Genomic DNA, 21,537 nt, shown 5'->3' on the forward strand with positions numbered 1-21,537 from the left:
GGTCGAGCCGCGTCTCCGTCTGGCGCCTGCATAGCATTAATGCAGTATTGCGTGCGAGCCTCCGCAGCGATCGCCCGTCAGGCCGCTTCGCCGCCCTCCGCCCGGGCCCGCACCATGGCCTGCACGCCCATAAGGTCGAGCTTGCCGCCGCCGAGTTCCGGCAGCTTGGTGACCCCCACGATTTCGGACGGCATCGCGATTTCGGGCAGGTGACGCGATTTGGCGAAGCCCAGGAAAGCGGCGCGGTCGGCGCCGGGCTGTTCGGTCACCAGCACGATGCGCTCGCCCTTGCGGGGATCGGGCACCGTGGCGGCGACCGAGCGCGCCTCGGTCCACAGCGCCGCCGCCACGACCTCGATGGCGGCCAGGGACACCATTTCGCCGCCCACCTTGGCGAAGCGCTTGGCGCGCCCCTTGATCGTCACGAACTTCTGGTCGTCGATCTCGACGATGTCGCCCGTGTCGTGCCAGCCGCCCTCGGGCGGTTGCAGTTCGCCGGGCCGATCGGCCTTCAGATAGCCCAGCATCACGTTGGGGCCGCGCACCTGCAACCGGCCCCCCGCCTCGATGCCGGGCACCGGGTCGAGCCGCGTCTCGATGCCGGGCAGCACCCGGCCGACGCTGCCGAAGCGGTTGAACATCGGCGTGTTGACGGCCAGCACCGGCCCCGTCTCGGTGACGCCGTAGCCCTCAAGGATGCGCAGGCCGAATTTTTCCAGGTAGAGCCGCCGCGTCGCCTCCTTGACGGGCTCGGCGCCCGCCACGAGGTAGCGCAGCGAGCGCAGGTCGTAGCTGTTGGCGAAGCGCGCATAGCCGGCCAGGAACGTGTCGGTGCCGAACATCACCGTCGCGTTGGTGCTGTAGATCAGCTCGGGGATCATGCGGTAGTGCAGTGGCGACGGGTACAGGTAGACCTGCGCACCCGAAACGAGCGGCAGCACCAGCGCGGCCGTAAGCCCGAAGGAATGAAACATCGGCAGCACGTCGAAGACCTTGTCGGCGCGCCCGAAATCGATGCGGGCCGCCACCTGGGCGACATTGCTGAGCATGTTGCGATGGCTCAGCACCACGCCCTTCGGGGTGCCCTCTGAACCCGAGGTGAACAAAATCGCGGCCGGGTCGTCGGCCTTGCGGGCCACCAGTGGACGACCGCGATCGAAGATGCCGCGCAGCTTGTCGGAAGTGCCGATCGTGTTGCGCACATCGTCCAGGAACACGAGGCTGAGGCCTGCCCTGGTCATCCCGTCGGCGAGCTTCTCGAGCTTGCCCTTCTCCAGAAAGGCGCGCGAGGTCAGCACCGTCGTCACCTCGGCGGTGCGGCAGGCCGACAGAACGGCATCGAGCCCAGCCGAGAAATTGATCATCGCCGGCACGCGACCGGCCGACATCAGCGCGAAGACGGTCACCACCGTGCCGTTGACGTTGGGCAGCATGACGCCGAGCGCGTGGCCTTCCGGTGCGAGGGGCATCAGCTTGCGGCCGAGGATCGCCATGCCGAGCAGCAGGCGGCCCGAGGTCATCGGCCCGCTCAGCGGGTCTTCCAGGCACATGCGACGCATGCCGTGCTTGCGGGCCGCGCGCATCAGCGCCTGCGGCACGCTGTGGTCGACGGGGCTGGTGCGGAACACGAGATCCGACATGACGGTGTAGAGCGCCGCGCCCGCGGCCTGCCGGCGGCGGCGGCCGACGAGCGCCTCGTCGACCTGAAGGCGCACCGGTTCCAGGATCGTCACCACCACCTTGGGCCACCAATGGCGGCTGATCTCCCGACCCGAGAGGCGCGAGAACGGCGTCTGCTCGAGGCCGTCGATGCGCACCGGCAGCACCGGCGCGGCTGTCCGGTCGGCGATGAGCCCGACCCCGTCGTAGACCTTCATCAGGGCGCCCGTGACGCTGATGCGGCCTTCGGGAAAGATCACCAGCGTGTCGCCACCCTTGACGGCGTTGATCAGCGTCCGGGTGGCGAGCGGCTTCAGCGGATCGAGCGGCATCGCCCGGGTGAGATGCAGGAAGGGTTTGACCCACCAGCGCTGCGCGATGCCGCTGTCGATGGCGAAGACCGGGTCATGGTCGAGCAGCGCCAGCGCGAGGCCGGCATCGAGGAAGCTGACGTGGTTCATCGCCACGATGCAGTTCGGACCGGCCTTGGCGATGTTGTCGGTGCCGCGCACCTCCAGCCGGAAAGCGACGCGGTAGACGAGGTGCAACAGGTCGCGGAACGGCCGCGTTGGCAGGGTGCGCAACACCACGACGGCGGCCACGAGGTTGCACAGGCCGATGAGGCAGAACAGGGCAGGGACGTGCAGCCCCGCCGCCTGCAGCAAGGCCAGCACCAGCGTGCCGCCCACCATGAAGGCGGCATTGAGCACGTTGACGGCTGCGATCGTGCGGGCGCGGCGCCGCTCGTCGCTCCAGGCCTGAAGGGCCGTGAAGGCCGGCACGATGAACAGGCCGCCCGCCATTGCCATGACGAAGAAGTCGATGCCGGCCCTGAGGGTGGTGCCCTGGTGCAGGAACTGGCTCACGCCGAGGGGCGCCACGCCCGGCGCATAGCCGAAGCTGGTCCAGCCGACATCGAAGCCGAACAGCCCCATCAGCACGGCGCCGATCACCACCGGCAGCAGCACGACACGCCCGCCGGCCACCCAGGCCGCCACGCCCGAGCCGATCGCGATGCCGATCGCGAACAGCGCCAGCAGCAACGTCACCACATGCTCGTCGCCGTTGAAGGTGGTCTTCACCAGCGACGGCAGCAGCGCCAGAACGGCGGCCCCGACGAGCCAGAACCAGCTCGAATAAACGGCGCAGCGCCACAAGCGGCCGTCGCTCCACAGGTCGCGCAGCAGGGCGCCCGTCGAGGCGAAGATGTTGGCCTGCACGGGCAGGTCGGGCGCCGCCTGCCGGGTGGAGGGGATCAGCCGGGCCGACAGCCAGCACAACACCGCGAAGATCATCACCAGCGCGCTGAGCCAGACGGCGTCGCTCGCCACCGTGGTGGCGAGGCCGCCCGCGACGGTGCCGAACAGGATGGCCAGGAAGGTCGCGCCCTCGACCAGGGCGTTGCCGGTGCCGAGCTCCTCCGGCCGCAGATGGTCGGGCAGGATGCCGTATTTCACCGGGCCGAACAGCGCCGCGATGACGCCAAACAGGGCCAGCGCCGCGAACAGGACGGGAATTGAGTGAAGCCAGAAGCCCGCAACCGACAAGGCGGCGGCGCCAATCTCGGCGAGCTTCAGCCATTGCGCCACCTTGGCCTTGTCGTAGCGATCGGCCAGTTGGCCGCCGAGCCCCGACAGGAAGAAGAACGGCGCGATGAAGATGCCGCCCGCGAGCGTCACCAGCGTCTCGGCGCCCGAGCCGCCCAGCCGATACAGGATGAGCAGCACCAGGGCGTTCTTGAGGAAGTTGTCGTTAAAGGCCGACAGGAACTGGCAGGCGAAGAGCGGCGCGAAGCGCCGCGTCGTCAGAAGCGTGGTGACCATCCGTGTTCCGCTTGTTGCCGGGCCTCTGTTGCGAAGGACCGCCTGAGCCCTAGCGGCTCGACACCGGTTTGGCCACCGCCGCGACCATCCCGGTCAGCCGATCCAGCGCCAGATGCCGGCTGGCCAGCCCGCCAGCGGGATATGAGCCCAGGTGGCCGCGAGCCAGACCACGACGCCCCCGAGCCAGGTGTGGGGCTTGAGCCCGGTGAGCTGCGCCCGGCCGGACGCCACCGCCGCAAGCGGCCAGAAACTCGTGCGGGCTTCCCAGGTCGGCCAGCGCTCAGGCTGCAGCCGCTCCTTCTTGCGATCCTGCAGGGCGGCGCCGACGAGCGCCAGCACGATGATGGCCAGCGCCACCACGATCGTGGCGGCCTGCGGATACACCAGGATGTGGCAGAAGCCCCACAGCGCGAAGGACCACATCATCGGATGCCGGGTGATCGCGAAAACGCCGCGTGCCTGCTCCGGGAGGGCGCCGGCCGGACCCGGCAGGGCCGGGTTGCCGATGAGCGAGCCCATCAGCAGGACGGACGCCACCAGCATCAGCACCGTCGCCAGTGCCCAGATCCCATCGCCGACCGGCCAGAGGAAATCGGTCGCCGGGGCGGCTTGGGCGGCCTTGGACAGCCAGCCCAGCGTCGCGATGGCCACAACCGAATACAGGATGCTGAAGCCGGTCTCGCCGATCCGGGCCACGAGCGGCCGGCGCAGCGGGTGCGACAGAACGAAATGCGATCCCACGAAGGAGATCGCGGCCGCAGCCACAGTTGCAATGCCGTTCATTCCACCCCCCCGCTCGCCATCATGTTAGCAGAGCGGCGGCGCAGCGTCGTCAGCGGTCGCGCAGGAGGACCGCGATCGGCACGGTGGCGAAAAGCTCCGCGGCCTGAAGGGTGGTGCCGTCCGACGTCAATTGACGGTCGGTCAGCACGTCGCGCCATGTCGCGCCACCGGCGCCATGCAGCTGGATCCTGCCCGAGGGGCCGCCATGCGACCGGTGCCGCGCCGGAAAGCGGGCCACCGCCACCACGAGCGCGTCACCGTCATGCCGGCGCTCGAAGGCGACGGTGTCGTCCGACGATGCGTGCAGGGGCTGGTAATCGCCTGCGGCAAACAGCCCCGGGTGCTGGGCACGCAGGTGCAGAAGGCGGGTCAGCACGGCCAGCTTGATGCCGCCGTCGAGCCAGCGCGGCAGCAGATCGCCGATGGGCGTCGCCGCCACAGCGTCGAGCAGGGCCGCCCGGGCCTCGAAATCGACCGAGCGCCGGTTGTCCGGGTCGACCATCGACAGGTCCCACAATTCGGTGCCCTGGTAGATGTCGGGCACGCCCGGCAGGGTCAGCTTCAGGGTCGTCTGGATCAGGCTGTTGGCCACCCCGAGTTCCGCCACGCGCGCCGCGAATGGCAGGAAGGCCGGCAGGAACTCGGCCGACCGCGATCCCGTCAACGCTTCGTCGATGAAGGCGAGGGTCTTGCCTTCATAATCCTCGTTGGGGGCCGCCCAGGACGAATGCAGCTTCGCTTCGCGCATGCTTTTCGTCATGGCGCCCTTCAGGCGCTCCGCATAGGCCTGCACGGCCTCGGGCTGCGGCCGATCGAGCAGTTCCGGCGGCCATGTGCCGACAAGCGTCTGCAGGATGGCGTAGATGTCGTTGCGGTCGGGCGCCGCATCGGGGTCTGCCTGGCTTTCCTCGATGCCGAGCACGCGGCTCCAGGTCGGCAACTGCGTCGCCCATTCGTCGGGGATCTCGGACAGCACGGCGAGACGGGCGCGCGTGTCCTCGCCGCGCTTCGTGTCGTGGGTCGAGGTGCCCAGCATGGCGTTCGGCCAGTGTTTGGCGCGCTCTGCATTGGCCTTGTGGAAATCGTCGAGCGACGTTTCGAACTTCTGCGGGTGGCCGCCGACCTCGTTCAGCGCGATGAAGCGGTTGTAGCGGTAGAAGGCCGTATCCTCGAGACCCTTGGCCATCACCGGGCCGCTATATTGCTGCAGCTTCATGGCACAGCGCAGCACGGCGCTGCGGCTATAGCCGGAGCCCGGCTGCGCCACGAGGTCGCCGGTCAGGATCGCAGTGACGAAGCTGTAGACCGAAGGGTCGATCGAGCCTTCGTATTTGCGGGCCTGGCTGACGGCCTGATCCACCGTGAAGCGATCGAACCAGGTCGGCTCGCCTTCGAAGTCGAGATAGGTGCGGTAGACCGGGAAGCTTGCCACCACCTCACGGATGGCGCGCCGCAGGATGTTGCGGGTGAAGTCGGCGGTGGCGGGCTTCTGCAGCGCGATCGCCACGGCGGCCTTGGCGAGCCCGTTCAGCTCGCCCGCCATCTCATTGTCCATGATGCGCTTCTTGCACTCGCGCAGGATGCGGTTGAAGCCCTTGGTTTCGCCCGTGAAATTCGCGTAGATGCGGCTGAAGGCCCCTTCGTTGCGGGCGTCCAGCATGACGCCAAGCAGCAGGTTCGTCACCTCGTAGCCGGTTGTGCCCTGGATGGGCCATTCCGGTTGCAGCTTTTCATGGTCGGCCAGAATCTTCTCGACCACCAGATAGAAGGGCTGCCCGTCGGGGGACGGCGGCGCCTTTTCACGCAGACGGTCGAGGTAGCCCTTGGGGTCGAGCAGGCCGTCGATGTGGTCGATGCGCAGGCCATCGATGATGCCGCGGCGGAGCAGGTCGAAGACGAGGCGGTGCGAATCGTCGAACACGACCGGCACCTCCATGCGCAGGCCTGCCAGTTCGGCGATGTTGAAGAAGCGCCGGTAGTTGATGTCGTCGGCCGCGACGCGGAAATGCGCCGGGCGCCAATGCTGCTGCCGGATCAGGGCGTCGAGCCGCGCCCAGGTGCCGGCTTCGCCAGGCTTGCCGTTGAACAGCGCCACGGCGTCTTCGACGGACTTGCGGGCCGCCGGGCGCTCCTGCGTGGCCTTGGCCAGAATGCCTTTCAGCTCTTCGGCGCGTTCGCGCTGTTGCGGGCGCCAGTTCGGCAACGCCGAAAATTCGTCGCCGAGCCGCTCGAGGCCCCGGCTGCCGGCGCCCAGGATCGTGGCGTAATGCAGCGGCGACACCGGCAGCTTGTGGTTGTCATAGGCCCAGACCGCGAAGCTGCCCGTGTCGGCGTCGTATTTCAGCATCAACTGGCCGGCTTCGAGTTCGGCCCCGTATTGCTGACCCAGGAACGGCACGAGCACGCTGTTCTTCAGGTCAGGGCGGTCAGGGTTCCACTCGATGTCGAACCAGCCCGCATGCACCGCATCGGGACCCCATTCCAGCACATCGAGCCAGACAGGGCTGTCGGCACCGCCAACGCCCATGTGGTTCGGCACGAAGTCGAGCACCTGGTTGAGGCCGGCCGCCTTCAGGGCCTCATGCATGCGCTCGAACGCCGCCTCGCCGCCAAGTTCCGGGTTGAGGGCGTTGTGGTCGGTGATGTCGTAGCCGTGGGTCGAACCCGGCCGCGCCTTCAGGTAGGGCGAGGCGTACAGATGGCTGATGCCGAGCTTGGCCAGATAGGGCGCGAGCTTGGCGGCATCGTCGAAGCCGAAGTCGGGCGTGAACTGGAAACGGTATGTGGCGCGCGGCGTCATGGGGGGGAACCTCCGGGCGTCGGTGGAACGGGGTCCGAACCGAAGCGGGCCTTGACATGGAACACGCGCCGCAGATGTCGGCGGCGCGTCGAAGCGTGGTGGGCGGGCGCGGGCGCGCGCCCTTTGTCTACCGGGTCGGCTGCTGCACGGTCCAGCGTACCGACCAGGGTCCGAGGCGTCGGGCTTCGGCCTGGCCTTCGAGCCACAGCTCCGTGCCAGATGGCGCCTCGAAACCGTCCTGCGGGTCTGCCTTCAAGTTGGCGTCGAGGTGGAGGCGCGTGCCGTCCCGGGTGGTCCAGGTCACCGCGACGGCGCCAGGGCCCAGCGTCCGGAAGGTCGCCGCATGGCCATCCATGCTGCGCGTCAGGGGCACCATAGAGGTGCGGCGCACCGCAAGGATGCGCCGGGTCCAGGCGAGCTGGTCGTGGTGTGGCGCCTGATCGATCTCGTCCCATTTCAGCTTGGAGGCCACGAAGGTTTCGGCGGCTTCCGGGTCCGGGATGCGTTCCCGCATGGCGGGATCCTGGAATTCCGGGAAGCGCTTGAATTCTTCGCGCCGTCCGGTCCGCACCGCTTCGGCAAGCTCGCCCTCGAAGTCGCAGAAGAACAGGAACGGCGTCGAAGCCCCCCATTCCTCTCCCATGAACAGCATCGGGATCTGCGGCAGCAGAAAAGCGACGGCCGACACGGCCCGCAGGGCACCCGGCTTCGCCACGGCGCCGATGCGTTCGCCGAAGGCGCGGTTGCCGATCTGGTCATGGTTCTGCAGGAAGGCCACAAAGGCGCCGGGCGGCAGGCCGGCGCTCGGCTCGCCGCGTTCGCTGTCTCGATAGGGCATGAACTCGCCCTGATAGGCAAAACCCTCCGCCAGCGCCCGGCCGAGCAGCTCGGTCTTGTTCGCATAGGCCTCATAATAGCCGCGGTCCTCGCCGGTCGCGGCAACATGCAACACGTGATGGACGTCGTCGTTCCATTGCGCCGTGTAGCGGCCGAGGCTGCCGTCGTGGTCCCGCTTGAGGCGGCTCGCCACGTTGTCCTCGTTCTCGAGGAGGAGGTGGATCGGCCGTTCGGTGACGCTGTTTCGTACGGTTTCGACCAGCTCGCGCAGCAGGTGCAGGTCGCTGTCGTCCAAAATGGCATGCACGGCGTCGAAGCGGAGGCCGTCGAGGTGGAACTCCGTCAGCCAATACAGGGCGTTGCCGATGAAATAGTCGCGCACCGGCCCGCTATGGTCGCCATCGACGTTGACGGCGGCGCCCCAGGGCGTGTGGTGCCGCTCGGTGAAGAACCCCGGCGCATAGGCCCCGAGGTAATTTCCGTCCGGCCCGAAGTGGTTGTACACCACGTCGAGGATCACCGCGATGCCGCGCCCGTGAGCGGCCGACACGAAGGCCTTGAAGTCTTCCGGCCGGCCGTAGGTGGCGTCGGGCGCGTAAGGCAGAACCCCGTCGTAGCCCCAATTGCGCAGGCCCGGGAAATCCGACACCGGCATCACCTCGACCGCCGTGACTCCGAGGGCCGCCAGATGGTCGAGCTTGCCGATCGCGGCCTGGAAGGTCCCCTCCGGCGTGAAGGTACCGATGTGGAGCTCATAAAGCACCACCTCGTGCCAATCGCGCCCCGCCCAGTCGCGGTCGGACCAGACAAAGGCAGCGGGGTCGACGACCTCGCTGGCGCCATGCACGTCATCCGGCTGGAACCGGGACGCGGGGTCCGGCACCAGCAGGCCGTCAGGCAGGCCGAAACGGTAACGCGTGCCGGGCCCGGCCTCGGGCACCAGCACTTCCTTCCAGCCTTCGGCCTTGACCGACATGGGGTGGCGCGATGCGCCAGCCCCTTCGATCACCAGGTCGATCGAGTCGTGTTTCGGCGCCCAAAGTCGAAACAGCGTGCCCTCGCCGGGCCGCCATTCCACGCCGTGGGGCGCCGCGCTCTGCGGCGCGGTCGCGTTGGTCATCGTATGTCCTATTCTTCGACGGTCTTGCGCTTCGGATCGGGCTCGGGCGCCGGATGGCGCGTGTTGAGCACGAAGAGCGACAGGGTGCGCGGGCCAAGCTCGTAGGTAGCGCCGATCTTGAACTTTTCGCGCTTTTCCTCTGGGTCGTTTGTGTCGAGCAGCAGGGTCCACTCCTTGCCATCCGGCTCATCGGGCAGCGTGAAGTCGATCTCTTCGAAATGGGCGTTGAGCAGCAGCAGCACTGTCGCATGATCGCCCTGCTGCGGCACCGAATGAATCTGGGCCCGGCCGTCCATCAGCATGCCGACACATTTGGCGTAATCGGTCCAGTCTTCCTGCCGTTCGTCCTCGCCGTCGGGCCGGATCCAGCGCACGTCGTGGACGCCGTGCTCTTGGTCGAGCTCGCCCGTGTAGAAGCGATTGCGGCGCAGCACAGGATATTTGTGCCGCAGCGCCACGCAGCGCTTGGTGAAGGTGAGCAGCTTATCACCGTAATCACCAATATCCCAATTGACCCAGGAAATCTCGTTGTCCTGGCAATAAGCATTGTTGTTGCCGAGCGACGAGCGTCCGAACTCATCGCCGGCCAGGATCATCGGCGTGCCCTGCGAGAACAACAGCGTCGCCATCAGGTTGCGATTCTGGCGTGACCGCAGCTCGAGGATGGCCTCGTCTTCGGTCGGGCCCTCGACGCCGCAGTTCCACGAGCGGTTGTCGCTGTTGCCGTCCTGGCTGTTCTCGCCGTTGGCCTCGTTGTGCTTCTCGTTATAGGTGACGACGTCCTTCATGGTGAAGCCGTCGTGGGCCGACACGAAGTTGATGCACGACCAGGGCCGGCGGCCGTCGTTATTGAATGTGTCCTCCGAGGCGCACAACCGCGACGTGATGGAGCCGATCGAAGCCTGGCCGCGCCAAAAATCGCGCACGTCGTCGCGGAACCGATCGGTCCACTCCGCCCAGCCCGGCGGGAAGTTGCCGACCTGATAGCCACCCGGCCCGATATCCCAGGGCTCCGCGATCAGCTTGGCGGTGGAAAGCACCGGGTCGGTCGAGCACACCTGCAAAAAGGCGCTGCGCTTGTCGAAGCCCTGCGGGCCGCGGGCCAGGCTCGAGGCGAGATCGAAGCGGAAGCCGTCGATGTGCATCTCCTGCACCCAGTAGCGGAGCGAATCCACCACCATGCCCATGACGCGCGGATGGGCGAGGTTGAAGGTGTTCCCGGTGCCGGTGTCGTTGTTGTAGTAGCGCGGGTTGTCGGGCTGCAGATGGTAGTAGGACACGTTGTCGATGCCCTTAAACGACAAGGTCGGTCCGCGCTCGTTGCCTTCCGCCGTGTGGTTGTAGACGACGTCGAGGATCACCTCGAGGCCCGCGTCGTGGAAGCGGGCCACCATGTTCTTGAATTCCTGCACGCTGCTCAGCGGGTCGGCCGAATAGCGCGGATCGGGCGCGAAGAAGCCGATCGTGTTGTAGCCCCAGAAGTTGGTGAGGTTCTTGTCGGTCAGGAACTTGTCGGTGACGAAGGTATGGATCGGCAGCAGCTCGACCGCCGTGACGCCGAGGTCCTTGATGTGGCGGATCGATTCCTTGCTGGCGAGCCCTTCATAGGTGCCGCGCAGCTCTTCCGGAACGCCTGTGTTCAGCTTGGTGAAACCACGCACGTGGGTTTCGTAGATAACGGTGTCGGACCACTTGTGACGCGGGTTCTTGCGTTGCCATTCGCCCGCCTGATGGGTGTCGGCCACGATGCACTTCGGCATGAAAGGCGCGCTGTCGCGCTCATCGAAGCTCAGGTCGTCGCCCGATTCCATATTGTAGCCGAACAAGGCCGCATCCCAGACGAGGTCGCCGAAATGGGCGCGGGCGTAGGGGTCGAGCAGCAGCTTGTTCGGGTTGAAGCGGTGCCCCTGCGCGGGCTCGTAGGCGCCGTGGACCCGGTAACCGTAGAGCTGGCCGGGCTTCACCTCCGGCAGATAGCCATGGAAGATCTGGTCGGTATATTCCGGCAGGGCGATGCGGGCCGTTTCCGTCTTGCCGGTGCTGTCGAAGAGACACAACTCGACCTTGGTGGCATGCGCCGAGAACAGCGTGAAATTGGTGCCACGGCCATCCCAAAGGGCGCCGTGAGGATGCGGAGAGCCTTCTTGCAGACCGCGCTCACGGATCATCATATTCATTCTGTCCCCTTCGGATCGACTGTGCCGCGTAAGGCTATGCTCACGCTTACCCGACCGCCAACGCGCCAAACGGGAAAAGTTTGCGCCGCAATATCGCCGCATGTCGATTCAAGCCGCGGGATCGAAACACCGGGCTGAAAGGATGGCAGGATGAACGCGACCCCCTCGCTGGAGGCCATGACCCATGCCGAGGCGCTGGCCTATAACCAGGGCATCGAGGCCGTGCTGGCCGTCGCGCGTCGAAGCGCCACGGCGATCGCCGGTTCGAGCCGACGGCGGGTGCAGGACGATTTCGCCGTGGCGGCGCTGGCTGCGTTGGCGGAAGCCGCGCGCGGCCTGCTGATCCCTCTTCCGGGGCAGTCGGCGCCTTGATGGGCGGCAGCGCCCCTTATTGCACCAGCAGGCCTTGCCCGCAGCGCACCCCGGTGACCGAGGTCGTTGCGGTGCCGACCGACACCCCCATCAGCGCCAGGATGCGCTCCAGGGCCAGGTCGATCGGCGTCGCGGCGGCCACTAGGGCTGCCTGCACGGCGGTGTTCAACCCGGGGATCGGCAGCTTCGCGCCCAGCAGGCTGACGGTCAGGCTGGTGTTGCGCATCGCTCCGGCCAGGGTGTCGGCCAGGCTGACGGGCGTCGCCACGGTTTTGCGGGTTCCGGCCAGGATGTCGGCGGCCGTGAAGGCGACCGGGATGGGGCTGATGGCCGCCATGGCGGCCTGACCGCTCGCGCCGACGCTGACAAGACCGGGAACGTTCAACACCAGGGCAGGATCGAGCGTGGGCGTCACGGCGAGGCGCGACACGTCGGCCGCCGCGATCGACCCGATCCGCACGCTGGCCAGGCCGGGTGTGACCCCTAGGGTGACGCTGGCCTGGGCGGCCCCCTGGGCGCAGCTGATCGCGTCCAGGCTGGCGACGGCGGGGGCGCCGTCGAGAACGACCGACACGTTCAGCAGATTGCCCGGCAGGCCCGGGGCTGCGAGCTGCGTCGTCAAAGCGAGCCGGATCTGCGCCGTGCGCAGGATCGCCCCCTCGGACCCGACGGCGACGAGGCCTGTGCTCTGCGTCGGCTGACCGAGGGCGAACATGAGTTGCGTGCTGCCGAGGCCCGGCAAGCTGGCGCCGAGATCGAGGCTCATCAACTGCCCGTCGCCGCCGAGCCGGGCCAGCGCGGTCAACAGATCGAGCGCCGAAACGCGGGCCGTGACGGGATGGCTCGCGCCCACCGTCACGCTGCTGGCCGCCCCGAAATCGATGATGCGGTCGAGAACGCCGCCACCGGCCGGAGTCGCGGCCGCCACGTTGCGGATCACCGCGGCCGCGCCGGCATTGCCCGACAGCGTGTCGGCCAGGGCGGCCAGCCCCGCCGAGCGGGTGACGACCTGCGTCGCGAGCGTGCCGTAGCTTGCCCCCGTCACGCCGATCCGGGTCGCCAGGCCATCGCTGAAGTCGAACAGATCGAGCTTGGCGGCCGCCAGCGACTGATAGTCGAGAAGCGACAAGGACACGTGAGTGCCGAGAAGGCTGCCGAGCAGCGCGTTCAACAATCCGGCGTCGAGGTCGGCCACGCCGCTCCCGAGCGTAAAGGCGGCGAGGTCCTGCTTGCGGGCGATCGCGGCGGTGCGGATCGTGAAGCCGTCGCTGCGATCCCCGGTGCCGGCCAGGGCCCGAAGGGCGCTGCCGAAGATGAGGGGCTGCACGGTGCTGGTGGTGATGCGCACCGCGGTGGCGGCGGCGCTCACGTCCGGCTGGAAGCGGGCCGCGGCGGCGAGGCTGCTATCGGCCACGAAGCGTCCCGTCTCGACCTGCAGGGAAGCGGTCGCGTAGCCGTTGGCGGTCAGCAGGGCGGTGGCGCTGGCGGCGGCGCGCCCGGGTGTGGCGGCGGCCGCCATGGCGGCCATGTCGGTTGCGGCCTGTTGCTTGCGCTTGGCGAGAAAGACGGTTCCGCCGTCCAGGCTGATGGCGGTGGTGCCGATCAACACCATGCTGAGGAGCGCCATCAGGATTGCGGCGGCGGCGTTGCGGTCGGGCCCGAAGGCGCCGAGGTGCCCGCGAAGCCGGTTCAGCAGGGCGCGGGGCGGGAAGGGGGCGCTAAAGGCCATTGCTGGTCATCACCACGGCCGAGCGCAGCAGCCGCGTCGGCAGCGCCGGGATCAGGCGGTTGAACTGGCCGACCACCTGAGACGACAGGTCGTAGCTGAGCGACACCTGATAGGCCGCCACGGGTGCCGTCAGCGGCGCCGTCGTGACCGAAAGCTGTCGCACGTCGAGGAACGGGTAGGCAGCCACGTGGCTGGCGACGAAGCTTTGGACGATGTTCGCCCGCTCGCTGTCGCTGAGGCCGCCGACGGAAGCCCGGGCAGCCTCGGCGGCGAGCTGCTGCAGCCCGCTCGCGATCGCCAGCTCGATGCCGAAGCCGACGGTGCCGAACACGAAAAGCATCAACACCGGCGCCATGAAGGCGAATTCGACCGCCATGCTGCCGTGTCGGGATCGGTGGAAAATCAAAAGCACGTGGCGACCCTCCCTGGACGGGATGATCCTGGCGCCGATCTCCTAACAGCACCTTGTGGTTGTATTGATGATCGCTCCGGATCGGTCGGTTCTTTGCGGCGTCCTCGGAAGCCGCTAAATCCCGGGCTCGACCTTGCGGCCGCTTCACGGCTATGAATGCCACATTCGGCGATCAGAATGCCGGCTCATCGACATGGGCGAGGCGGATGTGTTGAGCGACGTTGTCCAGTTGCGGACGGAGACTCAGGTGTCCGAAGAGCGTCCGCTCTACGACCTGATCGAACTGTTGTTCTTCGCATACCGGGATTTCGTCGGCGATGCGGATCGCCTGCTCGAGACCTACGGGTTTGGCCGGGCCCATCACCGGGTGCTGCATTTTGTCAGCCGCCAACCCGGCATGACGGTGGCGGCGCTGCTTGACCTGTTGCGTATCACCAAGCAGAGCCTGGCCAGGGTGATGAAGGACCTCGTCGATGGCGGCTTCGTGTCGACCTATGCCGGGCCGACGGATCGGCGGCAGCGGTTGTTGTTCGTGACCCCGAGCGGTCGGGCGCTGGCGGACGATCTGGCGCGCCTGCAATCCGAACGGTTCCGCTCGGCCCTGCGCGACCTGCCCGATGATGCGCATCAGCGCGCCATCGAGTTTTTGCTGGCGCTGGTGGACCGCGACGCCCGGGCCGAGGTCGCGGCCACCGTGTGGCCCGAGTTGGCCACGGTGGCCCAGGTCGGCCGTTCGTGAGCGGCCCCGAGCCGGACATCGCCGCAGCGGCGCTGCGGGACGACGCCCAGCACCTTCTGCTGGTCGACGACGACCGCCGCATCCGCGAATTGCTGGCCCGTTTCGTGGCCAAGGACGGCTATCGGGTGACGCTCGCCGGCAATGCCGACGAGGCCTGGAGCCATCTGAAACATTTCGCCTTCGACCTGATCGTGCTCGACGCCATGATGCCCGGGCAGAACGGCTTCGATTTCGCGACCGAACTGCGCCGCGCCTCGGATGTGCCGATCCTGATGCTGACCGCCAGGGCCGAGGCGGACGACAAGGTGCGGGGCTTCGAGGCGGGCGTCGACGACTACCTGACGAAGCCCTACGAGCCGCGCGAGCTGCTGCTGCGCATCGCCTCGATCCTGCGTCGCGCCGTGCCCCGCGCCGCGCCGCGTGCCAACGGCCAGGCGGTGCGGTTCGGTGATTTCGTGTTCGAGGTCGAGCGGGGCGAGTTGCGGCAGGGCGACGCCGGCGTGCGGATCAGCGAGCGCGAGCGCGAAATCCTGACCGTGCTGGCGGCGGCTCGTGGCGACACCGTTTCGCGCGAAGCGCTGGGGGCCTCCGGCGAATCCGCCAACGAACGCACGATCGACGTGCAGATCAACCGGCTGCGCCGCAAGATCGAGCGCGATCCCGCCGAGCCCTTGTTGCTGCAGACTGTGAGGGGGATGGGCTATCGCCTCGTTGTCGACCTCTGAGGCCCGCCCACGGCGCATGTCCCGGCTGCTGCTGCGCGACCTGTGGCGGGGCTGGACCTCCGCCAAGCGTCGCTTCGCCGACTGGATGCCGAAGAGGCTTTATTCCCGGGCGCTGTTGATCGTCGTGATCCCGGTGGTGCTGCTGCAATGCGTGATCGCCTATTTCTTCATGGAACGGCATTGGCAGGCCGTCACCTACCGGCTGTCGGTTGCCCTTACGCAGGACATTGCGGCGCTGGTCGACCTGCACCGCAGCCTGCCGGCCGACGGCACCGACGACACCCTGGAGCGCATCGCCTTCGAACGCCTGGGGCTCGACGTCGATGTGCTGCCGAAGCAGCCCTTGCCGCCGCCGCTGCCGAAACCGTTCTTTTCGCTGCTCGACAACTCGCTTTCGGCCGAGATTCGCAAGCAGATCGGGCTGCCGTTCTGGATCGACACGGTTGGCCGTTCCTCAATGATCGAGATCCGCATCCAGATGGACGATGCGGTGTTGCGCGTCATGGCGCGGCGCAGCGCCGCTTATGCGTCGAACTCCCACATCTTCCTGCTTTGGATGCTGGCCACCTCGATCGTATTGTTGACGATCGCGATCGCCTTCCTGCGCAACCAGATCAAGCCGATCCTGCGGTTGGCCGCCGCGGCCGAGAACCTCGGCAAGGGCCGCATGGTCGAGTTCCGGCCGAGCGGCGCGCTCGAGGTGCGGCGCGCCGGCTATGCGTTTCTGGAGATGAAGCGGCGCCTCGAGCGGTCGATGGAACAGCGCACCACCATGCTGAACGGGGTGAGCCATGATCTGCGCACCATCCTGACGCGCTTCAAGCTGTCGTTGGCCTTGATCGGCCAGGGCCCTGACACGGCCGACATGGAGGCCGACGTCGCCGAGATGAACCGCATGTTGGGCGCTTATCTGGCCTTTGCGCGCGGCGATGCCGGGGAAAGCTCGACGATGGTCGACATCGCGGCCCTGCTCGAGGATCTGCGTCAGGATGCCGGGCGCCATGGCCGCAGCGTGCAGCTCGAGATCCTCGGGGAAAGCGCCGTGGCGGTGCGGCCCGACGCCTTCAAGCGCTGCCTCGCGAACCTTGTCGGCAACGCCCAACGCTATGGAGGGCGCGTCGCCATGCGGGCGGTGCGCGACGCCCGCTTCCTGACGATCCATGTCGACGACGACGGTCCCGGCATCCCGCTCGACAAGCGCGACGACGTGTTCCGCCCGTTCTTCCGCCTCGACGAGGCCCGCAACCAGGATGCCGGCGGCACGGGCCTCGGGCTTGCCATCGCGCGCGACATCGCCCGGTCGCACGGGGGCGACATCCAGTTGGGCGAGTCGCCGCTCGGCGGCTTGCGGGCGAGCGTCCGCGTTCCGGTGTGAGTTCAGGGGCTGGTTTGAGCGGCGCCGTGTTCCGCCGCGATCGCGTCGGTGGCGATGCGGTCGAGCACGTCTCCCGGCAGGTCGAGGCCCGACAATTGCCAGGTGAGGCCGCTCAGGCGGAGATGGATGCCATAGGCGCCGTCGGACCCCGCCGTCGCCGGCACCGACAGGCGGAAACTCAACAGCCCGTCGTAGAAGGAATGGAGAACCACATCGGCCAGATGCCCATCGTAGAGCGCCGACAAGCTCGGCACCTCGCGATTGATGGCGATCTGCCGGTCGCCGATCGTCAGCGCGCCGATGCGTCCCTGCCCGAGCAGCGTTGCGATCGCGTCCGGGGTCAGCAACTGATCGAGGTAGGGCGATGCCACCGAGGCGCCGACCGCCGTCGCGAGGCCGCGCTGAAAGCCGCCCATGTGGTCGCCGCGCCCGCTTTTCGCCAGATAGGCAGCAACGATCTGACGGGCCAGGGAGCGCTTCAGCGCGGGCTCATTCAGGCGCGCCGCCACCGCGGTCGTGTCGTGCCGCAAGGCCGCCTGGGCCAGCGAATAAGCGCCCAGATAGGGCCAGATCCAGACCGCGGCCGCCAAGGCGAGGATGGCTGCGACAATTCCGATACGGCGCATGGGGCCCGACCCGTCGATCCTGCGGCCGCGCCCGTCGCGACCCTTCGCATCCTGGCTGCGGCTCGACCGTGACGGCGAGCCATGTTGACAGGACGCGCCTCCCTGCGGGGGAGACGTGTCAATCCCAAGGCGACCCTGGGGCAGGGGCCGGACGCCTCCCCTGGCTCGACGCCGCACGTGGCTGTGCCCTGCTGGGTATGCTGGCCTATCACGCCGCATGGGACCTGCACGCTTTCGGGCTTCTGGCCCTCGATCCCGGCGCCGCGCTGCCCTGGCGCATTCTGGGTCACGGCGTAGCGGGTGCCTTTCTGCTGGTGTCGGGCATCAGTCTCGGCGTCGCTCGGCTGCGGGGCGTGACGATGGGCCGAATGGCGTCGCGCCTCGCCCGGGTCGGGGTTTGCGCACTGTTGGTCACGGGCGCCACCCTGGTTCTGTCGCCGTCGGCGCCGGTCTGGTTCGGCATCCTGCATTGCATCGCCGTCACCAGCCTGTGCGCCCTTATGGCGATCCGGATGCGCACCCCCGTGCTGCTGGGGTTGGCCGGAGTGGCCACGCTGGCGCCTCTGCTGGTCCGGCTTCCGCTCGGAACCGGCTGGGCCTGGACGGGTCTCACGGCCAACCTTCCGGCGAGCCTCGATTTCCGCCCGACACTGCCTTGGCTCGGGGTCGTCCTGGCCGGACTGGCGGTGGGCCGCTCCCGTTGGCCTTGGCGCCTCGCTGCCGTGCTGGCGCGCGTGCCTGACAGGCCTGCATGGGTCGGTGGCGCGCTCCGTTGGAGCGGCCGGCACTCGCTTGGGCTCTACCTCGTGCATCAACCCGTGCTGGTCGGGGCCCTGATGCTGGGGTTGGGAACGGGATGGCCGTCGACCCCGGTCGATCCCCTGCGCGATCCCGCCGACGCCGCGGCGTTTCTCCAGCAGTGCCGCCGCCAATGCGGCCTCACGGGCGGCGATGCCGCACTGTGCCTATCGACATGCCACTGCGTCCTGACGCGGGCCCTGACTGCAGCCCAGACGACCCGAATAATGCTCGATGCCTCGAAGATCGGCGCCGCGGTGGCGGCCTGCCGCCCGGTCGAGCCGGACGCGGCACCGAGACTGCGACAGTAGGCGATCGATCAGCCGGCGCTGGTCTTACCGTCGAGCTGCTTCATCAGTTCGAGGAACCGGTCAGGCACGGGCTGCTTGGCCACATCGTCGAACACCGCCCTCAGCTGACGGCCGATAAACTGATGCATGTCGGCCGAGACCGGCCTCAACTCGGTCGGCGCATCATCGGAAGTGCCCGTGCCGGCGACGGTCGGAAGGGTCGGGGTCGAGCCGGTGGCAGAAGCATCCGCGGCTTGCTGATTGGCAAACCCGCCTTCCTGCGATCCGCCCTCGTTGTTATCCCTCATTCCAACCTGCTCCAAACCGACCCGCGCCGAACCTTGCGACGACGCCGTCCATGACCTATCCTGCGACCTGACGCGAACGGTGGTGACGGAAGACCGCTCGCGTCGATGCTTGTTCAACGCAGCGCTAAAAAGAGAGTTCCGCGTTTGGAACCTCTTCTGTCGTTTTTCGTTGGGTCAGGGGTAGTTTTACCTCCGAGAGAGTTGTTGATGTCGATATCGCAGGCGATTGCGCCCCATCTGCCGCATCTGCGCCGCTTTGCGCGTGCGCTCACCGGAAGTCAGCGGAGTGGCGACGCCTATGTGGTCGAAACCCTGGAGGCGATCGTCGCCGATCCTGAAGGCTTCGAGGCTGGCGACGATCCGCGCACGGCGCTGTACCGGCTGTTTTTGAAACTTTGGGGTGCCGTGGCGGTGAACAGCGCCCCGGATTCCGGCGCCGATGCGGCCGACGATGGAGGTACGGGGCGGCGGCTCGAGGCGATCTCGCTTCGCCCCCGCATTGCGCTGCTGCTCACCGCCCTCGAGGGTTTCTCGGTCGAGCAGGCCGCCAAGGCCCTCGAATGCGCGCCCAGCGATCTCAAGGGTTATCTCGATCGCGCCAATTCGGAAATCGCCGCTCAGATCGCCACCGATGTGCTGATCATCGAGGATGAGCCGCTGATTGCGCTCGACTTGCAGAACCTCGTGGAAGAGCTCGGCCACCGCGTCATCGACGTGGCTCGAACCCACCGCGAGGCGCTGGCGGCGATCCAGACCCAAGCCCAGCCGGGCCTGATCTTGGCCGATATCCAGCTCGCCGATGGCAGTTCCGGGTTGGAGGCCGTCAACGAGATTCTGGAAAGCTTCGAGGTGCCGGTGGTGTTCATCACCGCCTATCCGGAGCGGTTCCTCACCGGTGCGCCCCCCGAGCCGGCCTTCCTGATCGCCAAGCCGTTCAGCGTGGACACTTTGCGTGCCGTGATCAGCCAGGTGCTGTTTTTCGATCGCAAGAGCCGGCGTCGTGGCCCGTCGAGCGCCCTTTCGGCCTGACATGCGTCTTCTCCGGCGGGCGCTGTCCCGCCGGATATCGGGATGGTCGCAGTCTGAGCGTGCCCAGGCGTGATCTTCATCCGCCTGCCGATCCTTACCGCGTCTTTTCGTATCCGAGCCAGGCGACGTCATCGCTGCTTTGACCGAAGAGGCCTCGCTGTGGTTCCCTTTTGCCGGGACTTCACGCCGCCTGCTCGAGCAAAAGCCCGCGACGGCTAGGGGCTGCCGTCACGGGCTCTTTGGCGCGGTCTGGAAGATGGGAGGGGAATACATCGTCCCGCCCGCGTTAGCCAAACGTCAGCCCAACCCACAAGTTCCGATGTCCGCGCGACCGTTGCTGCGACCTCTGTCCACAAGCGCGGACCGCCCGACATGATCGCAGCCGTGCAATCGCCGCGAAGTTGGGTCTATAGTCGAACACGTGTGATTCGCAGATCCGCCAAAGATAAAAGGGCGATTTGCAAGTCAGTCCCAGGTTTATGTGTGCGATTTCTGGGTTTTGCGATCCTGGGTCCATACGCCGGCTTGGGGCCTGTGCGTCGGCGCTTAAGTTCGGATCCCTTGTTTATGTCGCTGCATCACTTCGAATCCGAGCGCACCGAGCATCCCGTCGATGTGGTCGAGCGGATCGCCGCCATGCACGACTGGAACTTCGATCGGGACGATCGCGACGAGATCTCCATTTCCGTCGCGGGTAAACTGTCGGACCTGCATGTGGCCTTCACCTGGCTGCCGGATCTCGAGGCCCTGCATGTCGGGTGTGCCTTCGACCTGAAGGTGCCTGACCGGCGGCGCGCCGAAATCCTGCTGCTGATCTCCGCCATCAACGAACACCTGTGGATCGGACATTTCGATCTGTGGTCGGGCGAAGATGTCGTGATGTTTCGCCATTCCCTGCTGATGGCCGGCGGCGCGGACCCGGACGGGCGGCAATGCGAGGCCATTCTGAAGATGGCCGTGACGGCCTGCGATCGTTATTATCAAGCGTTTCAATTCGTCATCTGGGCCGGCAAGCCGGCGCGCGAGGCCCTCGACAGCGTCATGTTCGAGACCGAAGGCGAGGCCTGAGCTCGATGATCGGCTCGCTTCTGGCGGACCTCGATGGCCCTGTGGTCCTGGTCGGGGCAGGGCATATGGGCGGCGCGCTCCTGGCAGGTTGGCTCGATTCGGGTGCGCCAGCCGACCGGATCGTCGTGGTGGATCCCGGGATCGGGGAAACGCGGGCGGCGGAACTCACGGCCCATGGCGTGCGGCTCAATGCGCGCGATGTCGGGCCGGCGGGTCTTCTGGTGCTGGCCATCAAACCCCAACAGGTCGATGCGGCGGCCCTGGCGCTTCGTCCCTTCGTCGGCCCGAACACCATCCTGGTGTCGGTCGTGGCTGGCAGGACGATCGCTGACCTGCGGCAATCCTTGCCGGGCGCTGCCCTGGTGGTGCGGGCGATGCCCAACACGCCCGCGGCGATCCGGCAGGGCATCACCGGGGTCGCGGCGGAGGCCCATGCGGATGTCCGGCAACGGGCGGTCGTGCAGGCGCTGCTCGAAGCCGTCGGCCGCGTCGAATGGCTGCCGCGCGAAGACCTGATCGACGCCGTGACGGCCGTGTCCGGGTCGGGCCCCGCTTATGTGTTTCTGCTGGCCGAGTGTTTGGCCGAGGCCGGGGTCGCGGCGGGGCTCGATGCGCCGACGGCGGCCCGCCTGGCCCGGGCCACCGTCGAGGGTGCCGCAGCCTTGATGGCGGCACGACCCGAGTCCGAACCCGAGCTGCTGCGCCGCAACGTCACTTCGCCGGGCGGCACAACGGCCGCGGCCTTGGCGGTTCTGACCGGCGAGGCCGGTCTGCATCCCTTGATGGAGCGTGCCGTGGCGGCCGCCAAGCAAAGGGCGACCGCACTGTCGCGCTGACCTTGCGGCGGCATGGCTCTTGATGTGCCGT

The 21,537-nt window shown here is 67.5% G+C and carries 17 protein-coding genes; 8 read left to right on the forward strand and 9 right to left on the reverse strand.

Translation table 11 applies throughout. The features are described from left to right. Positions 1–77: 77 nt before the first annotated feature. From P7D22_RS05825 to glgX, 5 genes are all read right to left on the reverse strand, one after another. Positions 78–3,482, reverse strand: coding sequence for an acyl-[ACP]--phospholipid O-acyltransferase (locus tag P7D22_RS05825; protein ID WP_319933278.1), 3,405 nt, complete (start codon positions 3,480–3,482; stop codon positions 78–80). A 93-nt stretch (positions 3,483–3,575) separates the two neighbouring features. Next, positions 3,576–4,265: an NnrU family protein gene (locus tag P7D22_RS05830; RefSeq protein WP_319933279.1), complete on the reverse strand. Its 690-nt coding sequence runs from the start codon at positions 4,263–4,265 to the stop codon at positions 3,576–3,578. A gap of 49 nt (positions 4,266–4,314) precedes the next feature. Continuing rightward, positions 4,315–7,065 (reverse strand): malto-oligosyltrehalose synthase, encoded by a 2,751-nt coding sequence (treY, locus tag P7D22_RS05835; protein ID WP_319933280.1) that lies wholly within the window; start codon positions 7,063–7,065, stop codon positions 4,315–4,317. Between the two features lie 127 nt (positions 7,066–7,192). After that, entirely contained in the window at positions 7,193–9,022 is a 1,830-nt protein-coding gene (gene treZ / locus P7D22_RS05840) for a malto-oligosyltrehalose trehalohydrolase (protein WP_319933281.1), read from the reverse strand. 8 nt (positions 9,023–9,030) lie between these two features. Further along, positions 9,031–11,199: a glycogen debranching protein GlgX gene (gene glgX, locus P7D22_RS05845; protein WP_319933282.1), complete on the reverse strand. Its 2,169-nt coding sequence runs from the start codon at positions 11,197–11,199 to the stop codon at positions 9,031–9,033. A 150-nt stretch (positions 11,200–11,349) separates the two neighbouring features. Here glgX and P7D22_RS05850 point away from each other — a divergent pair, with 150 nt between their 5' ends. Next, positions 11,350–11,571, forward strand: a complete 222-nt coding sequence (locus tag P7D22_RS05850; protein WP_319933283.1) for a hypothetical protein — start codon at positions 11,350–11,352, stop codon at positions 11,569–11,571. A 16-nt stretch (positions 11,572–11,587) separates the two neighbouring features. On the opposite strand, the gene P7D22_RS05855 is transcribed toward P7D22_RS05850, so the two are convergent. Further along, entirely contained in the window at positions 11,588–13,300 is a 1,713-nt protein-coding gene (locus P7D22_RS05855) for a pilus assembly protein TadG-related protein (RefSeq protein ID WP_319933284.1), read from the reverse strand. Beyond that, positions 13,290–13,712 (reverse strand): TadE/TadG family type IV pilus assembly protein, encoded by a 423-nt coding sequence (locus P7D22_RS05860; RefSeq protein ID WP_319933285.1) that lies wholly within the window; start codon positions 13,710–13,712, stop codon positions 13,290–13,292. Before P7D22_RS05860 ends, P7D22_RS05855 begins: the two co-directional genes overlap by 11 nt. 193 nt (positions 13,713–13,905) lie before the next feature. Between P7D22_RS05860 and P7D22_RS05865 the strand changes: the two genes are divergently transcribed. The 3 genes from P7D22_RS05865 to P7D22_RS05875 are packed head-to-tail and all read left to right on the forward strand — an operon-like array spanning position 13,906 to position 16,551. Next, positions 13,906–14,451 (forward strand): MarR family winged helix-turn-helix transcriptional regulator, encoded by a 546-nt coding sequence (locus P7D22_RS05865; protein WP_442916034.1) that lies wholly within the window; start codon positions 13,906–13,908, stop codon positions 14,449–14,451. Beyond that, the gene (locus tag P7D22_RS05870) at positions 14,448–15,176 is read left to right on the forward strand and encodes a response regulator transcription factor (protein WP_319933287.1); all 729 of its coding nucleotides are present in this window, start codon (positions 14,448–14,450) and stop codon (positions 15,174–15,176) included. The genes P7D22_RS05865 and P7D22_RS05870 overlap by 4 nt, the downstream gene beginning before the upstream one ends. Before the next feature lie 16 nt (positions 15,177–15,192). After that, positions 15,193–16,551 (forward strand): ATP-binding protein, encoded by a 1,359-nt coding sequence (locus P7D22_RS05875; protein ID WP_319933288.1) that lies wholly within the window; start codon positions 15,193–15,195, stop codon positions 16,549–16,551. Between the two features lie 2 nt (positions 16,552–16,553). On the opposite strand, the gene P7D22_RS05880 is transcribed toward P7D22_RS05875, so the two are convergent. After that, the gene (locus P7D22_RS05880; protein WP_319933289.1) at positions 16,554–17,177 is read right to left on the reverse strand and encodes a DUF2939 domain-containing protein; all 624 of its coding nucleotides are present in this window, start codon (positions 17,175–17,177) and stop codon (positions 16,554–16,556) included. Positions 17,178–17,245: 68 nt separating this feature from the next. On the opposite strand from P7D22_RS05880, the gene P7D22_RS05885 reads away from it, so the two are divergent. Beyond that, positions 17,246–18,286, forward strand: coding sequence for a DUF1624 domain-containing protein (locus tag P7D22_RS05885; protein WP_319933290.1), 1,041 nt, complete (start codon positions 17,246–17,248; stop codon positions 18,284–18,286). An 8-nt stretch (positions 18,287–18,294) separates the two neighbouring features. Here P7D22_RS05885 and P7D22_RS05890 read toward each other — a convergent pair whose 3' ends face one another. Beyond that, on the reverse strand, positions 18,295–18,573 hold the full coding sequence (locus P7D22_RS05890; RefSeq protein ID WP_319933291.1) for a NepR family anti-sigma factor: 279 nt from the start codon (positions 18,571–18,573) through the stop codon (positions 18,295–18,297). Between the two features lie 207 nt (positions 18,574–18,780). On the opposite strand from P7D22_RS05890, the gene P7D22_RS05895 reads away from it, so the two are divergent. The 3 genes from P7D22_RS05895 to proC all read left to right on the forward strand — a co-directional run bounded on the left by P7D22_RS05895 (position 18,781) and on the right by proC (position 21,506). Next, on the forward strand, positions 18,781–19,602 hold the full coding sequence (locus P7D22_RS05895) for a response regulator (RefSeq protein WP_319933358.1): 822 nt from the start codon (positions 18,781–18,783) through the stop codon (positions 19,600–19,602). Between the two features lie 567 nt (positions 19,603–20,169). Beyond that, the gene (locus tag P7D22_RS05900) at positions 20,170–20,670 is read left to right on the forward strand and encodes a YbjN domain-containing protein (protein ID WP_319933359.1); all 501 of its coding nucleotides are present in this window, start codon (positions 20,170–20,172) and stop codon (positions 20,668–20,670) included. 5 nt (positions 20,671–20,675) lie between these two features. Beyond that, positions 20,676–21,506, forward strand: a complete 831-nt coding sequence (gene proC / locus P7D22_RS05905; protein ID WP_319933292.1) for a pyrroline-5-carboxylate reductase — start codon at positions 20,676–20,678, stop codon at positions 21,504–21,506. The last annotated feature ends 31 nt before the right edge of the window (positions 21,507–21,537 follow it).

This window comes from Lichenihabitans sp. Uapishka_5 (genome assembly GCF_033947565.1).
Lineage (GTDB): Bacteria > Pseudomonadota > Alphaproteobacteria > Rhizobiales > Beijerinckiaceae > Lichenihabitans.

Excerpts from the sequence above, each read along its gene's own strand:
- treY (WP_319933280.1), bottom strand. The coding sequence starts at position 7,065 with ATGACGCCGCGCGCCACATACCGTTTCCAGTTCACGCCCGACTTCGGC.
- P7D22_RS05830 (WP_319933279.1), bottom strand. The coding sequence starts at position 4,265 with ATGAACGGCATTGCAACTGTGGCTGCGGCCGCGATCTCCTTCGTGGGA.
- proC (WP_319933292.1), top strand. The coding sequence starts at position 20,676 with ATGATCGGCTCGCTTCTGGCGGACCTCGATGGCCCTGTGGTCCTGGTC.
- P7D22_RS05900 (WP_319933359.1), top strand. The coding sequence starts at position 20,170 with ATGTCGCTGCATCACTTCGAATCCGAGCGCACCGAGCATCCCGTCGAT.
- P7D22_RS05880 (WP_319933289.1), bottom strand. The coding sequence starts at position 17,177 with ATGCGCCGTATCGGAATTGTCGCAGCCATCCTCGCCTTGGCGGCCGCG.
- P7D22_RS05895 (WP_319933358.1), top strand. The coding sequence starts at position 18,781 with ATGTCGATATCGCAGGCGATTGCGCCCCATCTGCCGCATCTGCGCCGC.
- P7D22_RS05825 (WP_319933278.1), bottom strand. The coding sequence starts at position 3,482 with ATGGTCACCACGCTTCTGACGACGCGGCGCTTCGCGCCGCTCTTCGCC.
- P7D22_RS05850 (WP_319933283.1), top strand. The coding sequence starts at position 11,350 with ATGAACGCGACCCCCTCGCTGGAGGCCATGACCCATGCCGAGGCGCTG.
- P7D22_RS05855 (WP_319933284.1), bottom strand. The coding sequence starts at position 13,300 with ATGGCCTTTAGCGCCCCCTTCCCGCCCCGCGCCCTGCTGAACCGGCTT.
- glgX (WP_319933282.1), bottom strand. The coding sequence starts at position 11,199 with ATGAATATGATGATCCGTGAGCGCGGTCTGCAAGAAGGCTCTCCGCAT.
- treZ (WP_319933281.1), bottom strand. The coding sequence starts at position 9,022 with ATGACCAACGCGACCGCGCCGCAGAGCGCGGCGCCCCACGGCGTGGAA.
- P7D22_RS05875 (WP_319933288.1), top strand. The coding sequence starts at position 15,193 with ATGTCCCGGCTGCTGCTGCGCGACCTGTGGCGGGGCTGGACCTCCGCC.
- P7D22_RS05890 (WP_319933291.1), bottom strand. The coding sequence starts at position 18,573 with ATGAGGGATAACAACGAGGGCGGATCGCAGGAAGGCGGGTTTGCCAAT.
- P7D22_RS05865 (WP_442916034.1), top strand. The coding sequence starts at position 13,906 with ATGGGCGAGGCGGATGTGTTGAGCGACGTTGTCCAGTTGCGGACGGAG.